Source organism: Abyssisolibacter sp. ZYX002, from assembly GCF_056892235.1.
In genome coordinates, this window is the sequence record NZ_JARMXH010000003.1 from 351,399 (window position 1) to 367,926 (window position 16,528).

Annotated in this window: 15 protein-coding genes and 1 pseudogene; 11 read left to right on the forward strand and 5 right to left on the reverse strand. The window is 28.6% G+C overall.

The genetic code is table 11. The annotated features are described in order from the left end of the window. Window positions 1-27 precede the first annotated feature (27 nt). The 3 genes from P3X86_RS11730 (at window position 28) to P3X86_RS11740 (ending at window position 2,746) form a co-directional block, all read left to right on the forward strand. Complete coding sequence (locus P3X86_RS11730) at window positions 28-411, forward strand: adenine nucleotide alpha hydrolase family protein (RefSeq protein ID WP_483292881.1); 384 nt, start codon at window positions 28-30, stop codon at window positions 409-411. Between the two features lie 182 nt (window positions 412-593). Then, the gene (locus tag P3X86_RS11735; protein ID WP_483292882.1) at window positions 594-2,003 is read left to right on the forward strand and encodes a hypothetical protein; all 1,410 of its coding nucleotides are present in this window, start codon (window positions 594-596) and stop codon (window positions 2,001-2,003) included. Between the two features lie 74 nt (window positions 2,004-2,077). After that, entirely contained in the window at window positions 2,078-2,746 is a 669-nt protein-coding gene (locus P3X86_RS11740) for a M48 family metallopeptidase (RefSeq protein ID WP_483292883.1), read from the forward strand. A 50-nt stretch (window positions 2,747-2,796) separates the two neighbouring features. On the opposite strand, the gene P3X86_RS11745 is transcribed toward P3X86_RS11740, so the two are convergent. From P3X86_RS11745 to P3X86_RS11760, 4 genes are all read right to left on the reverse strand, one after another. Then, the gene (locus tag P3X86_RS11745) at window positions 2,797-2,922 is read right to left on the reverse strand and encodes a hypothetical protein (RefSeq protein ID WP_483292884.1); all 126 of its coding nucleotides are present in this window, start codon (window positions 2,920-2,922) and stop codon (window positions 2,797-2,799) included. 73 nt (window positions 2,923-2,995) lie between these two features. Continuing rightward, window positions 2,996-4,540, reverse strand: a complete 1,545-nt coding sequence (locus tag P3X86_RS11750) for a radical SAM protein (RefSeq protein ID WP_483292885.1) — start codon at window positions 4,538-4,540, stop codon at window positions 2,996-2,998. Window positions 4,541-5,033: 493 nt separating this feature from the next. Further along, the gene (locus tag P3X86_RS11755; RefSeq protein WP_483292886.1) at window positions 5,034-5,543 is read right to left on the reverse strand and encodes a DUF6512 family protein; all 510 of its coding nucleotides are present in this window, start codon (window positions 5,541-5,543) and stop codon (window positions 5,034-5,036) included. Window positions 5,544-5,577: 34 nt separating this feature from the next. Then, window positions 5,578-6,099, reverse strand: a complete 522-nt coding sequence (locus P3X86_RS11760) for a DUF2179 domain-containing protein (protein ID WP_483292887.1) — start codon at window positions 6,097-6,099, stop codon at window positions 5,578-5,580. Window positions 6,100-6,415: 316 nt separating this feature from the next. On the opposite strand from P3X86_RS11760, the gene P3X86_RS11765 reads away from it, so the two are divergent. The 4 genes and pseudogenes from P3X86_RS11765 (at window position 6,416) to P3X86_RS11780 (ending at window position 12,802) form a co-directional block, all read left to right on the forward strand. After that, window positions 6,416-8,740: a bifunctional diguanylate cyclase/phosphohydrolase gene (locus tag P3X86_RS11765; RefSeq protein ID WP_483292888.1), complete on the forward strand. Its 2,325-nt coding sequence runs from the start codon at window positions 6,416-6,418 to the stop codon at window positions 8,738-8,740. 395 nt (window positions 8,741-9,135) lie between these two features. Then, on the forward strand, window positions 9,136-10,020 hold the full coding sequence (locus P3X86_RS11770) for a helix-turn-helix domain-containing protein (protein WP_483292889.1): 885 nt from the start codon (window positions 9,136-9,138) through the stop codon (window positions 10,018-10,020). Window positions 10,021-10,204: 184 nt separating this feature from the next. Next, window positions 10,205-10,525: pseudogene (locus P3X86_RS11775) on the forward strand (hypothetical protein); the annotation flags it as partial. 543 nt (window positions 10,526-11,068) lie between these two features. Continuing rightward, on the forward strand, window positions 11,069-12,802 hold the full coding sequence (locus P3X86_RS11780; protein WP_483292890.1) for a C25 family cysteine peptidase: 1,734 nt from the start codon (window positions 11,069-11,071) through the stop codon (window positions 12,800-12,802). A gap of 592 nt (window positions 12,803-13,394) precedes the next feature. Here the strand turns inward: P3X86_RS11780 and P3X86_RS11785 are convergent. Beyond that, window positions 13,395-13,676 (reverse strand): hypothetical protein, encoded by a 282-nt coding sequence (locus P3X86_RS11785; protein WP_483292891.1) that lies wholly within the window; start codon window positions 13,674-13,676, stop codon window positions 13,395-13,397. A 221-nt stretch (window positions 13,677-13,897) separates the two neighbouring features. Between P3X86_RS11785 and P3X86_RS11790 the strand changes: the two genes are divergently transcribed. The 4 genes from P3X86_RS11790 to P3X86_RS11805 all read left to right on the forward strand — a co-directional run bounded on the left by P3X86_RS11790 (window position 13,898) and on the right by P3X86_RS11805 (window position 16,516). Further along, on the forward strand, window positions 13,898-14,341 hold the full coding sequence (locus P3X86_RS11790; protein ID WP_483292892.1) for a MarR family transcriptional regulator: 444 nt from the start codon (window positions 13,898-13,900) through the stop codon (window positions 14,339-14,341). Window positions 14,342-14,397: 56 nt separating this feature from the next. Further along, window positions 14,398-15,279: an EFR1 family ferrodoxin gene (locus P3X86_RS11795; RefSeq protein ID WP_483292893.1), complete on the forward strand. Its 882-nt coding sequence runs from the start codon at window positions 14,398-14,400 to the stop codon at window positions 15,277-15,279. 1 nt (window position 15,280) lies between these two features. Continuing rightward, the gene (locus P3X86_RS11800) at window positions 15,281-16,015 is read left to right on the forward strand and encodes an MBL fold metallo-hydrolase (RefSeq protein WP_483292894.1); all 735 of its coding nucleotides are present in this window, start codon (window positions 15,281-15,283) and stop codon (window positions 16,013-16,015) included. Window positions 16,016-16,330: 315 nt separating this feature from the next. Beyond that, window positions 16,331-16,516 (forward strand): hypothetical protein, encoded by a 186-nt coding sequence (locus tag P3X86_RS11805; RefSeq protein ID WP_483292895.1) that lies wholly within the window; start codon window positions 16,331-16,333, stop codon window positions 16,514-16,516. Window positions 16,517-16,528: the final 12 nt, after the last annotated feature.

The following is a 16,528-nucleotide window of genomic DNA, read 5'->3' on the forward strand; positions in this document are numbered from 1 at the left end:
TTGTATGGATAGTAGAAAGGAGACATTATGCAGCGAATACAAAATGTTATGGTTTGTGTAACTCAACAAAAAACTTGCGAAAGATTGATTTTAAGTGGACATAAACTTATAAAAAATGAAAAAGATAAGCTTTATATTATACATGTTGTTAATGAAAAAGATAAATTTCTAGATAACTCAAGTGACGGAGAGGCTTTGGAGTATCTTTTTAGAGTATCAAAAGATGCTGGTGCTGAGTTAACAGTTATTAGATCAAAGGATGTAATCAAAGCAATGTCGGATTTTGCGATAAAAAAAGAGATAACCGATATAGTAATGGGGATATCTCCTGATACAGAAGATTTACAAGAACATCCTATTGCATTTAAACTAAAAAAGATATTACCTAGCTTAGAATTTATAATAATTTAAACTAACAATTAGTAATAAAGGTACAAATTGATCTATTTTTATATATTAAAGAAGGATTTTTTTAGCACATTGTCGAAGCAATATTTAGATACGGTGTGCTTTTTTTATGAGAATATATAAAAATGACTTATATAGAGTTCTTGTGATAATAAAAAACAAACATTAAAAGGGGAAGATTGTATATGGTTAATCATGTTTTCAAGGATTTAGAAATATTAGATATATTCTATGAAAATGACTTTCAAAAAATATTTATATGCAGAGATAAAAATGATGATCAAAAGGTTTATGTTAATTCTATCGGAGATAAACAGATAGTAGATAATATCAATGAGCAGGAGCTAGAAAATGCAGTTGAATCTATTAAGAGTATTAAAGAGTTTAATGGTAGACTGTTTATAGTATCGGATTATAACGAGAATAATTTGCATGCTTTTATAGAAGGAAATCATCTGAGTCTAGGAGAGCAATTTACTATAACAGAAAAAATAATGGATAATATAAATACATATAATAGATTACCCAATTTTTTATCAAAAGCAATGATCAACAAATACAATGTCGTGTTAGAAGAAAACAATAATATTAAAAACCTAGGGCTATTCATTTTTGATGGAGAAGTAGACAATGCTCCAAATAGTTTTTCTGTGCCGTTGGCAGAGATGATCTCTTATATATTTACAGGTAGCGATAATAAAGAAACAAGAGATGAAGGACTAATACCTCCTGATGTTAGAGAGATAATAAATAAGTGTAAACAGTATGATTATCTAGACATACAGCAATGTAAAGACGATCTTAAGAATTCTGGAGTGTATGGACTAGTTAGCGTATCAAGAGATAATAAAAATGATGATAGTGATGATACGAACACAGAGGAAGCTAATTTTAGGAGAAACATAGGAGATGTATATAACTATAGAAGAATAAGAAAACCTAGAAAGAGCGTTATAGCTGGGATAGCAGCAGTGGTGATAATAGGCGCATTTATAGCTTTTGGTGGTTTAAAGTTATTTACGTCAAATGATACCAAAGACCCACAAAAGCCAGTAGTAGCAAAGAGCGATAATGAAAACAATGATACAGAAGGAAAAGATGATGTTATAGGTAAGAATACAACTCCAGATGTAATTGATAAGCAAACAGATGATGTTGAAGTTATAGGAAATTATTATAATGACGATTTTACTAATAAATTTAAAGATGAAACATTAGCTAAGCTTAGTGATGATAAAATACACAAAGGGCAAAGTTCTTTAAAAATAGAGAATGGCGAAGATGCAGAGAAAAAATACTTAGTAGCGGGAATAGATTTAAATGATAAATTTAAAGAATTCAAAGGAAAGAAAACGGAGTTTTCATACTGGATATATACAGATAAAGGTCAAGAAATAACAATATCGTTAGATTACTTAAAAGGTGGCAAAAAGATTACAACAAAAACTAAAAAAGTATATATACCTAGTGACACATGGGTATTAAATAGTTGTAATATAGATGCAAACAAAGGTGATTTTGTTAAAATGTATGTAACAACTAAAGTTAAGAGTAATCTTTGGATAGACACATTTAAATTAGAACCATTAAAATAAGTTTATTAGATTAAAAAGAAGCGTTGTCGATTGTATTTGATAAGCTTCTTTTTAGATTTTGACTAGGAGTATTTATGGATATAAAAATAGAAAAAATAATAGAATCAAAGAGAAGGACTATATCGCTAGTAATCAACGATAAAGCAGATCTTTTAATAAGATGCCCTATGGGAACTGATATTGAGTATTTAAAGGACATAGTTATAAAAAAAGCTGACTGGATTAAGAAAAAACAAGAAAAAGTAAAGATGTATAATAAAAAATATCAAAGTTATGGATTTATAGATGGTGCTAAGATGCTTTTTCTTGGAGAAGAATATACTTTAAAAGCATCACATGATGCTAAAGAGGTAACTATTAATGGTGAGAATATTGTTTTTCCATGTGGCAATAGCAATATACATCATATAATGGTAGAATGGTATAAACAAAAAGCAAATCAAATAATTTTGAGCAGAGTAAGAGACCTTTCCATAAGCTTAGGAATAATATATAAAACGGTAAAAATATCACATGCAAAATCTAGATGGGGATCGTGTAGTAGCAAAAAATCATTGAATTTCTCATGGAGATTAGTGTTTGCACCTATCTATATCATTGATTATGTTATAGTTCACGAGCTAATGCACACAATAGAGCTAAATCATTCTAAAAGGTTTTGGGCATTAGTTAAAAAAGAAATACCACATTATCATCTTTGCAAGAAATGGCTAAAGGATAATAATTTTTTAATGAAATATTAGCAGACCAAAAAAGAGGCTGTTACATTTCCAGCCTCTTTTAAGTATTCAAATTAGTTAGTTACTTCAAGTTTAGTTTTTCCAGCATTAACTATAGCACGTGTTATATGCCAAGTCCAACCACAATCACCGCAGCTTTTTTCACCAGGTGGTGTAGGATGAGTAATCATAACTTCCATTAATAAGCCCTCCTTTCGTAAAATGTAATCTACCTTAAACATATGAATAATATGTAGATTCTCTCGTTAAATTTTAAGAAGATAGAGATTTTTCATTATACATAAAATCAAAAATCTCAGGATTTTTTTCATAACAGTTCCAATAAAACTCGAGCGCTGACTTAAAGCTTAGTTTACTAACTTTGCACTGGTTCTTTCTGCCCTCAGTATCAAATACACCATTTTTATAAAAATGGGCATAACACAGTGAACATGTTTTAGATAGCCAGCAATTAGAGCAATCATCAATAGATAACTTACAATAATCATCAATATAAAGAGATTTTATTATATATATATTTATAGAATTAGTTACGTTTCCAACTATGGTAGGGCCCATTATTTTTTCGCATATCCTTATATCTCCGTTAGGAGATATAAAAATACGTTGTCCACCTGGTACACAGCATCCATTTAGAGGCAAATTAAAATCAGCGCTACTAGATACTCTTCTCTTATGGACAGCTTTTAAACCACCATCAATTACATCTTTAAATGATAATTTATTTTTATTATTTGGCATTACATTGTCTACAAAATCTTGTTTGCACCAAGAGAACAAAGAATCTTCAACATCATAACGAGTATCCATACCTTTATAAAACTCAGAAGGAACACTGCCATCTTCAGGGTACGTAATCATATTTGCAATACCTTCTGGTAGCCAGTCTTCATTAAAAAAGTTAGCAATATAGTCTAGTTTTTGCTTAGAATATATTGGAGTATAAACAGAATTTATCAAAAGACGCGACTTACAATCGTCTCCTAATGCATTTATCAAATATTTTAAGCCGTTAATAGCTTTGTCAAAGGTTCCGCTATTATTAATGTCTACCCTGTACTTATCATGTATGTCTTTAGGGCCATCTAAACTACCTATAACTATAAAATTCTCAATAGAGCTAATGTAGTTAGCTAATTTAGGAGTCATCAAAGTTAGATTAGTGGTAGTAGTAAAAATCAACTTTCTATCAGTTATAGTTTTGCTAGCATAAGCCACACATTTTTTGATTAAGTCAACCATGATAAGTGGCTCACCACCGTAAAATGAGATGACGACTTCTTTTTTATTACCGTGTTCTTTAAGATAATCAATAGCAGAAAGTGCTATATCAACACTCATGTTTTTATAACCATGATTTCGTGTATTGTTAAAGTCTTTGCTGTATGTGCAATATTTACATCTAAGATTGCATTTTTCAGTTACTTCAAGGACTAGTTGTCTTAGATCTGATTCTATATTATCTTTTAAGTTATTATGATTGGGGGAAACAAAAGAACGTTTAAGGGTTACATTAAGCAAATCTTCTGACTTTATTATGTTGCAAAAATTTATAAGTTTTTTTGCAAGATCTTCTTCTTCTAGTCTAAATCGTTCCATAAGAATATCTTGGCTTAGAGTTCTGTTAGATAGAATACAATCTAATATATAAAATTCAAAGTTTTTGCACCTTACAACTTTACAGGTTCCTGTATCAAAAAGATACGAATTATTATCAGTTTTAAATAGAACGCCTAATGGATTATTTTTTTTAATATAATCTAGATTACGTAAACAAATCTCTATGTTTTTATTCATTAATAACACCTCTTTACATTGATAATATTTAGAAAAATGAATGTTACAATATATCAATTTAATGATTTAACAATATGCATTATTAAAGATATTGGAAAATACTCAATCAAAAAATAAGCATATCTGCGTAGTTTAAATAAAAACAATATAATATATTTTTTATATATATTCAAAAAAGTTAGGGATTTTAAATGGGTTGGGGATTGAATTAAAATAGTCAAATAAATATTATAGTAACAGTAAATTCCATAAATCAGGGGAGGGAATTTACATAATACTTATTACATACAACATTATAACATTAATGTTGTAATTTATCAACACATAATAATAGATTACATTTAAAAAAATAATTGTAATCTATTATAATACTAGAAAAGATACGTTTTATAACAAATATTACCTAAGATATAAATAGTAATAATAGCTCAAAGAAAGAACTAAACAATACAAAATAAGACTACTCAATCTAAAGAAAGAGCAATCTAAATTTTTAAGAATGTGGAATAAATATCTTTAATTTAAGTGGATAATATGTAAAGTAAGCAAATATGAGTATTACTAATATATTAAAAACAATAACAATAAAACTATATTGCTTTAATTTTTTATCAGAAGTTAATAGATATCTAAAAATCAACTGTCCGACAATAGAAATAATAAAAGTATTTAGAATATCAACCCATAAGTACCCTTTACCAGTAAAATAAGTATAGACATAATAAACTATAGGAACTAAAAAAGTTATTATAATGTTAGCAGTTCCTCTAGCAACAAGAAAATTATCGTATTTTTTATATCCACAAAAGCATTCAATTATTCCATAAATAAAACCTGCATAAAACATCATCTTTAGATGCTCCCAGATACTTTCGTTAATAGGAACAAAAGGCTTTAAAAATTCAAGTTTAGTGATGTCATATAAGCTATGGATTAACGATGCAAAAATAAAAATTACAAAAGAAGTTTTTAATATGTACCAAAATCCAAATTTTTTCTTCATGTAAATATATTATTCATAAATATTAATGAATATACTATCTTTTTAAGATACCATATCCGCCATAAACAGCCTTTATTTCATTTATAGTAATAACAACATTTTTTTCCTTTTCTTTAACAATTTCAATAAATTCATTAGTTCTTTTTCTTTGTATGTGAGAGATTAGGACTTTTCTATTAAAGTTCATACCTTCACCTTGTATAAGTGTTACAGCAAAACCATGACTTCTGATAACTTTAGCCAGCTCATCACCATTTTCCTGTTTTACAATCATCTCAACTCTAGTGGTTCCTACACCTATTTTTTCTTCTACAATAGAACCAATATAATTACCTAGTGCAAATCCAAGTGCATAAATTAATACTTTAATAGGGTCTTCCGATAGATTAGTTAAAACAGTTGATATCAACATAACCCATATTAATACTTCAAAAAAACCAATTACTGCTCCTTTAACACGTTCGCCTTTTGTTATAAATACAATTCTAGTTGTAGCTAAAGTAACTTCAATTACCTTGACGAATAGTATTAATAAATAAGTTAATATATCGATCATCCTCCTTTAGAATCAATGATGATGGTATTATAATATGTCAGAAGTTAGATGTCAACACATTTGCATAAATAAGACAAAAATATAGTAAATTAAGCTCAATTAATAAAAATAATAACTCAAATACCCGAATTGTCAAAGAAAAAGTTACACTTTTAAGCTATAATTAACAATTATATTGTTTTACAGGAAAGATATAAATGCATTACCAAAATGTACATATAAGATATTATTCTATGTAGTAAATCAAGCAGCTATTAAAATTAGAGACATAGACCTAAAGCTGCTTTATTTAATATTTAATAAAGGAGCATTCTTTATGATAGAAAACATCATGGAATATTTAGATAATTTAACTATAGAATTAGATTATAACAAGAAGTTGTCTAGTGCATTATTAGATAACGAAGGTAGACGTAATTTTAATATGTTTTTAGGCGAAAAAATAGTAGAAATTTTTCCACAAGAGCATCGAGAATGTATAACATCATTATTAAAGAAGTCACTTTTGTATAACGTTGACTCGAGTAAGGATATAAAGTTCACATGTGGAGAAATAACAGAAGACATAAAGTTCAAAATTCTAATAGAAGCTAATAAAATGCTAACTATTTTTAGCAAAGATTCTAGTGAGATTAATAGTAATCAAGGAGATAAAAATAAAAAGGAAAAGATAATAGAATCATCTGAGGTTACAGAAGGATATAATTCAGTTATGTATAAAATATCCAAGCTATCAAGCTACAACTTAGCTACAAGAGAGTATATGTATAAGTGTTTTGAGCTGGTAGGTAATTCTCTTGGAGTAAACAAAATATACATCTTTGATTATAGTACGGAAGGGAAAAAAATAAAAAACATTATTGAGTGGTCTGACATTAATCAACCCAAATATATATCAGAAGACTTTTATAAATGGGTGAAAAATGAACTAAAAAGCAATCAAGTTCTTCACTACAGCAATGTTGAAAATATTAACAATGATGACATTAGAGAGAGATTAATAAAAGAAAATGTTAAATCCATATTAATAGCGCCAATTTTTATAGGTAATGCTTTCATTTGCTTTGAACAAACAGATTTATATAGACAATGGACAAGTTTTGAAATAAATAACATACATTCTCTATCTATTATAGCCAGCAATAACATTAAAAAAATAAGTAAAGGTACTCCTGAAGCTAAATGTGATTTAATCATAGATAAAATAAAAAAAATTGAATATGAAGTAGAAAATTTAGTTACAGAGAATAAGCTATTGAATACGACAATAGATTTAGTTAGTAATGGAATATTGTTAATAGATAAAAGTGGAATAATAAAAAGGATAAATAAAAAAGCATTAGAGATATTTAGCTGTGATGAGAGTGATTTATTAAACAACAATCTAACAGATGCAATAAAAATTGTGGACAAACATACAGATAAATCAGCAAATAATATAATTAATATAGCTTTAAATACATTGCATAGAATTAAGTTAGACAATTTGAAAATTGAAAGATATAAAAGTGATACATTGTGTTTTGAAGTGTCAATAATAGCAACTCCATTATCAATAAAAGGATATAATGGCGATGTTGTATTGGAAATAATTGAAAATGTAGAATTACCCATTAAAAAATATTCAGAAATTAAAAACTTAAGTGATTTTGATAGCGTTACAGGATTATTTAATAGAGAATACTTTGAAGATTATATCGACTCTGTAGATATAGAAGAAAGCATGCCCATATCAATAATAATGGGAGACGTTAATGGTCTTAAAATGACTAATGATATATTCGGACATCAAAAAGGAGATAAGTTATTAAAAAGTATAGCAGATGCAATAAAAAAAGCTACTAGACCAGATGATTTAGCTACTAGATGGGGGGGAGACGAATTTGTCATCTTGCTTAAAAATACCACAGCTACAGAGGCAAAAAAAGTGTGTAATAAAATAAAGAGTTTTTGTATTAAAAATACAGATGCAACAAACCAATACAGTATTTCACTCGGATATGCTACCAAAAATGAATATCAAGAAAATATAACCAAAATATTGAAGCAGGCAGAAGATATGATGTATAAGAAAAAATTGGTAGAAGGAAAAACGTTAAGGAATCTTGTAATTAAGACTATACAGAGTAATTTAGATAGTATTACATACAAAGACAAAGAACATATAAAAAGAGTTAAAGCAATTAGCCTGAAGATAGCAAATTTGATGAAATTAACGCCAAGTGAGATGGATAGATTAAAGCTATTAGCTACATATCACGATATAGGAAATGTGGTTATAAAAAATGATTTACTAAAAAAAGAACGAAAATTAAGTAAAGAAGAATGGGATGAGATAAAAAGACACTGTGAAATAGGTTGTAGAATAATGCAGACTGTTCCAGAACTAGCTCAAATAGCAGATAGTGTATTAAGTCATCATGAAAGATGGGATGGTAAAGGCTATCCTCAAGGATTAAAGAATACAGAAATACCTATACTAGCTAGGATTATAACTATAGCTGACGCATTTGATGCTATGACCAATAAAAGGCCTTATAACGAAACACTAACAATAGAACAAGCCAAAAGAGAATTAATTAAGCATGCAGGAACACAGTTTGATCCTGATATAGTAAAATTATTTGTAAATGTTGAATAAATACGTATTAATAGGGTATTAGAAATTACAGTATTTAAATCTTTTACCATATGTATAAAGACATAGGCTAAAATCGTTCTATGTTATTTTTTCTAGGTGTAAAAAGAGTATCCATAAATAGTTTGAGTATAGGTAATTGCTCATTAGGGAAAGATAGTCGTTCAAAATTGTACACTATATAGCATTAAACTTGAATATTTCAGGTTAATTCTTAATGAAAATATGATAAATTATTAAGATATAACAGCAATTTATTGTATAGTTATACAAGGGGCTGTCTTTTAAGACACTTCTTTGTTAATAATTTATGCTAAGGATGATGCATGCGAATTCCTAGATTGATAATATTAATCAATGCATATGTTATTGTTATATAAGGAGGGGCATGACTGAAAATGATAAGTGATAAGCGAGGGGATTTACAGGTTGTCATTAGGAATATAAATGAGCATGCATATTATTGGCATGATTCTATAGCTATAATCAATGTACTAAAGGGAACGATAAAGCTAAGTAAAAAGACAAAAGAATATATTCTTAATAGAAACGATATAGTTGTAATAAATGTGGGAGAGGTTCATAATTTAGAAGGTATAAGCACAGACAATAGAGTGCTTTGTATATTTATTGACCAGACATTTTGTAGAGTGAAAATTAAAGATTTCGACAGGATATATATAAATTGTAATACAGTATCACAGAAACAATTGAGTAACACGAAAAAATTTAAAAAAATACAGAATTATATTATTGAATTGTTATTTACAATGACTAATTTAGTAGATTATGACTATGACAAAGAAATATGTGAAGTAATAATGAAGCTATTGATGTACATAGTAGATAATTTTGACATAACAAGATGTGGAAAAGATTTTAAAGGGCTTGATAGAAAACAAATAATGAGATATAAAAAAATATACGAGAGTGTTTTTTCATCTAATGGTAAATTAAAAGAAGCGAGTTTAACAGAAATAGCAAGGCATTACAACATAAACTATGACTATTTAAGAAAAGATATTAAAAAAAAATTTGGACATACATTTACATGGATTAAGTATTGCCTTATGGCAGAAGAAGCTATAAAACAGCTACTTAAAACAGAGTCTAATATTTTGCAGATAAGTTTTGAATGTGGTTTTTCAGATCCTAAATATTTAATAAAGTACTTTAAAGTATTTTACAAATGTACACCATCAACTTTGCGTAGTAGATATAAAAATAATAATAAAAAAGATAATTACTGCGAATATTTTAAATATGGGTGTAATCTGTTCTGATATGCTCACGATAAACTGCATTGATTTTAGGTAAGTTATATAAAACTTGTCTAGCAATGCTTTTTTTATTATTAAATATATAAAAAATTAAAACATAATGAAAAAACTAGAATAATATATAATAATATTGTTAATTAAGAAAGAGAATTTAAAATCAATACAATAAAAAGAGAGGAGAGCGTGTATGTCAATATCAAGAGATATGTTTCCAGGCGGAAATACATCAGAAGGGTTTTACTCGTATTACCAGTACATGATAGAAAAAGACGCTAATAGAATATTCGTTATAAAAGGGGGACCAGGAGTTGGTAAATCATCACTTATGAAGAAAATAGGAAAAGAAATGCTAGAAAGAGGTTATGATATCGAAAAACACCACTGCTCATCAGATAATAATTCATTAGACGGCATAGTAATACCTAAGCTTAGAGTAGCGTTATTAGACGGAACAGCGCCACATGTAGTAGATCCAGTAAACCCCGGGGCAGTAGATGAGACTATACACCCATTTGGGATGTAGACAAACAGATGTAGTTTAGGTATGAATATAAGGTTGTGCATGATATTTTTGTGGGTAGACAGGACAAGGTATAGAAGAGTTAAAGATTCTAAGAAGTAGAAAAGAGAAATCTATTTCCTAGGATTTTTTTATTATCAAAATCAAGTGTAGTATTGAGAATACTAATCTTTACCAAGAAACTACATGAAGCTAGATGTTTATTTCTAACATATCGTATAACATCTTTTAAGCTATGTAAATATAAGGTGCTGAAATAAATATACCTATTGAAACAACAGAGATTTCGATTGTTAATAATTTGATTTTTAAATAATATATTTTTTTGTGCGTTTTTTTTAATATTATTGTAATAAAAGGATGGCTAGACAGTCATAATGTTCTATGATAGAAATTTATTGGGAAAAAGTAAATAGAAAACATTTTACACATTTACTAAAATATGCTATAATAGTATTAAAAATTAAGAAAGGAGGAAAAAAATAACAAATCTGTATTGAATTTAAATAATATTTAAAGAGGAGGATTAAAATGTTTTATAGTTTAAGAAGAAAGAATTTAGCTATCATGTGTGTTTTAGTATTCGCAGTTGCTCAATTATTATTTGTTGCTAATGGTTCCGTATCCTATGCAATTCCTGAGACAAACACAAGTGAGCAAAGTGACATCGAAGCAATAGTAGAGGAATCAAATAGCGAGCGTACAGTTATCAAGTTTAATATTAAGAACTTTACAACTGAATCCGTAACGATTGATGATGAAATATATAACAAAATAATTTGTGAGGATACTAGGTTATTACAGGAAAAAGGTCACCCAGAGCTTCCTCGTTTAAATGGTAGTATTATTATCCCAATGGATGGGGATGCAGAGTTGAAAATTATTGATACAGAGTATGAAGATTTTGATTTAACACCTATCGTACCATCTAAAGGGAATATTACAAGAGATATAGATCCTTCAACAGTTCCATATACGTTTAGTGATACTTATGAAAGCTCAGAATGGTATCCAAATGGAATAGCATCTATAAGCAAACCTTTTATCATGAGAGATTTACGTGGCGCTAATGTTATTATTAATGCATTTCGTTACCAAGGATCAACTCAAACATTAAGAGTATATCGTTCTGTTACAGTAGAGATCGTTAATTCAAGTACAGCTTCTATAGCAAGTACTCAAATAACTCCAGCATTTGAAGGCACGTATGATTATATGTTTTTAAATTACAAAGAAGCACCTATGAAAAGTCATAGAGCTGCTAGCCAGAAAATGTTAGTTATTACTAACGACGCATATAGTAATGCTATGCAACCTTTTGTAGATTGGAAGAATCAAAAAGGAATCAGCACTGAGATGGTAAATATCTCTCAAGTTTCACCAAGCAACAAAGCGTCAGAAATAAAGACTTATATTCAGAATTATTATAATCAACATAAAGATTTAGTTTATGTTCTATTGGTAGGAGATTATGCACATATTTCTTCACCTAGCATGAATGGCGGGGTATCCGATCCTGAATATACTAAGGTTTCAGGTAATGACAATTATCCAGATATCTTTGTAGGACGTTTTTCAGCAGAGAGTATTGATGATGTAGATACGCAAGTAAGACGTACATTAGAGTTCGAAAAAAACGGTTTTAACAAAAAGCCATGGTACAAAACAGGAACCGGTATTGCATCTAATCAAGGACCAGGCCATAACGGTGAATATGATAACCAGCATATGGATATCATCCGAGATAAGCTACTCGGTGTAGGCTACACACATATTGATCAGATATATGATCCTACAGCAACATCACAACAAGTTACAAATAGTTTAAATGCAGGAAGAGGTATTGTTAATTATTGTGGACATGGAAGTTCTTCTTCATTTGGAACAACAGGATTTAATAATAATGATATTAAGAAATTAACAAATGCGAACAAGTTACCGTTTATCATCAGTGTAGCATGTGTAAATGGTAAATTCTATGACCGTACTTGCTTTGCAGAAGTATGGCTTCGTTCAAAAGATGCTAGCGGTAATCCAATAGGAGCTGTTGCAACTTATATGTCAACAATTAATCAGCCTTGGGTACCACCAATGACAGGGCAAGATGGCATAAATGATTTAATTGTAAATAAAACAGCAAAAACATTTGGAGCTATCTGTTATACAGGTGCTAGTAAAATGTTACAAAATGGTTCATATTCTGATAAAAAAACATTTAATACATGGACTGTATTCGGAGATCCTTCTTTACAATTGTTTGATTAATCTATAAGAGAATAGTGAGGAATCAAGAAATAGAAGTATCTAGAATAAGATTATTTAAATAGAAATGATTAGAATAGGACATGCTTTAGTAGCATTTGAGGAGGAAATTAGAGATAATAAAGAGATGGGAAAATTCTTGAATTCATTAGGTTGTTTTACTTCATGATGCAATTTTTTTAAAAGAGGCACATATCTTAACTTGCGGATATAATGATAATAACTTGGGTAGGTTTTAGAAGATTTGACTTAAGGCTCTTAATTCACAATATAGAAATGTTAGCTATAGAGTTTTTACTAAATAATTTGAACGAAATGAATAAACACACTAAGATGACATATAGCTATATATGAACGGTATGATTAATAAAGCCAACTACACCCAATAAAAACGAAGATATAGATAAGATAGAAGTTAAACTTATAGATGAATTAAAGGCTATTGAAAATACATTCAGAACTAACCTCCAAGAAGAAGAGACTAGAAATTTTATAGCATGTTAAATAAAGAGTCAGAATACAATCAATTTAAAGAGACTATCTACTAATATGTGGATAGTCTTTTCGTTATTATTTGATTAATTGAGATAAACACTTAGATATCCTCCCACAAATCAGTACTTAAGTATTTAGTGCCCGAGTCAGGAGAGAGAATTACTATATTCTTACCTCGGTAGTCACCTTTAAGTAATTTTAATGCAGCAGCAACATTTGCCCCAATTGATAAACCAGCAAAAATACACTCTTCCTTTGCAAGTATTTTTGTGTAATTCATTGCGAATATATTACCTTCAATATTACATGTTAAACGGTCTAACTTTACCAGTGGTGCATTACCAATACTTTCAAGTATTGATGAGTAGATTCTTTTTGTCATAGACAATACCCTATACGCTATTTAGCCAATAAAAAATTAAAGTTTTATTTTATTCGACATAGGCGCTCGGTATTATTTCTCGTAACTGGCTTAAAATCATAGTAAGAGAAATATAATGATAATATTTTAGTTGCTAAAAAATATTGACAGAAATAAAAATAATGTGATATATTTTAGTTACTAAAATATTTTTATAAATTATATATATAAGGAATGATAAGATGAATAATTACTATAAGATACTTGAGCAAATGGCTAGGATACAATACAGAATAGGTAGAAATGATAAAAAACCAAGAAAATTTGGAACAAATCAATTAATGTACCAATCTGAAATTCACTTTATTGACGCTATTGGATGTAATGAGCAGATAAAGCCTTCAGAATTATCCAATAAATTAGGAATTACTTATGGGGCAATAACACAAATTGCTACAAAACTAATAAAGAAAAAGTTGATAGAGAAATATAAAATAAAAAACAATAAAAAAGAAGTATATTATAAATTAACAGAGTCAGGAAAAGTAGCATATGAAAATCATAGATTATTTCACCAAGAGTTAAATGATAAAATAGTAAGCTATTTAAAGGATTTAAGTAAAGACGAAATACAAGTGTTATTGGGATTATTAGATATAGCAGACAAATATATTCCAGAGTTATAAAATTTTTAGCATATTATTGATAAAGATTATTATTATCAAATCAAGGGGGAGAAACCATGAAAGTAACAATAATAGTATTTAGTCCATCAGGTCATACTTTAAAAGTAGCTCAGTTATTTAAGAGGGAATTTGAAAGCTGGCACTCAAAAGTTCAGTTAATTAATATTACCAAAAACGAAGAATATTTAGATACTAATAACATTAAAGATTCTTTGAAAGAAGATCTTGATGAACATGATGTTTTGCTTATAGGAGGACCAGTATATGCAGGACATGTTGAAAAAAATATATTGAGCACAATAGACCAACTACCTGAAGTTGGAGAAAAATATGGCTATTTAGCAGTGCCATTTGTAACTTATGGTGGTGTTCATAGTAGTATTGCGTTAGAAGAAATGGGTAGACATATAAAAAGAAAGAGCAGGAAATCGATTATAGGTGTTAAAATTGCTTCAGAGCATACTCTTACAAAAGCTATGTCAAAAAAAATTAACACAAATAAACCAGATAAATTTGAAGAAGGAATAATAAGCAGAGCTGTAGAAAAAATAATGAAAATAGCAAAAATAGATTACAAGAAAATTAAAGATATTAGTAGTTCATTTAGATATGCTAAATTACCTGAGAGGATATTGTTTAATACTTTTAGTCAGTCATTTTTCCATAAAAAACACAAGAACGTTACATTAGATAATGAAAAATGTATAAAATGTAAAAGATGCATAGCGAGATGTCCTATTAATATGTTTGAAGAACATGAGGGTATAGTCAAGATGATTAAAGACAAATCACAATGCATATTATGTGGTGAGTGTTATTACAACTGTCCCGTAGAAGCCATCAATTACTCTTACATAGAGATGGCAAAGAAAAGATTAAAAGACGGTTATGCTAAGCTAGAGAAAGAACAATCAGCGATTTATCCAAAGGAGGGGTAAAATGAAAATAATAAAATGCAAATTAAAACAGACAATAAGTTATCTTATTCCTGTTAAAGATAAATATTTACTCATAGACACAGGGTATGAAAAACATAAAAAATTATTATATAAGAGACTAAGAGATTTAGATATAGAAGTTAAAGACATAGCTTATATTTTATTAACACATCACCATGATGATCATGCAGGACTGGTTAGCGAAATTAAAACGTGTAATCCATCATGTCGCATCATCATGCATGTAAATGCTGTATCTCGAGTTGAAAAAGGAAAAAATGATTTGGATGGAGCAAAATATATAAATAAAAAGATTGCAACAATGGTTAAATTAATAAAAAAAGTTAGCAACATATGGAGAGAGCCTTTTCCTCAATACAAGATTGCCAGTAATGATATTATTATAAGCAAAGATACCAAGTTACAAGACATAGGAATAGATATGGTAGGCGAAATATTATATACACCTGGACACACAGATGATTCTATATCATTGTTATTGGAAGATGGAAGTTGTTTTGTTGGAGATGTTGCGTCAGATATGCTACAGTTCTTAGGTACAAAATATTGTGTTCTATTATTGAACAATCTAGACCAATATTATAAGAGTTGGGAAAAAATAATTAAAACAAATGCGAAGATAATATATCCTGGGCATGGAAAACAATTTTTAATACAAAAACTTAAAGACTTTATATATAAAAATAAAGAAGAACAGTTGGTAGAATTAGATTAGGATTAATGTTTATAAGAAGTTAAAGAAAAATAAGGTTTTATCGGGAAACTATTTTTAGTTTATAAAAGAAATTTAGCTGAATTATAATATAATGATAAAATAACGTGTTGTAAGAATAAGAGGAGACTAGACATGAGGACTGATAGATTACTTGCTATAACTACCTATCTGTTAAATCGAAAGATTGTAACAGGGAAGAAGCTTGCAGAACAATTTGAGGTATCATAGAGAACTATACAAAGAAATATAAACACTATTAATATGGCTGGAATACCGAGAGTATCCCATAAAGGCATAGGTGGAGGATATCAAATCATGGATACCTTTAAACTGATAAAAACGCCAATAAACAATGAAGATATCAATTCTATCCTGTTAGCATTAAAAGCATTAGAAACAATAGCTGGAAACCAAACAAATGATACATTAGAAAAGATTAAAACAATATTTACAAATCGTAAAGAGACTATGAGTGTAGATTTTAGCAAATTCAATAACTAATAGAAAAGTGAT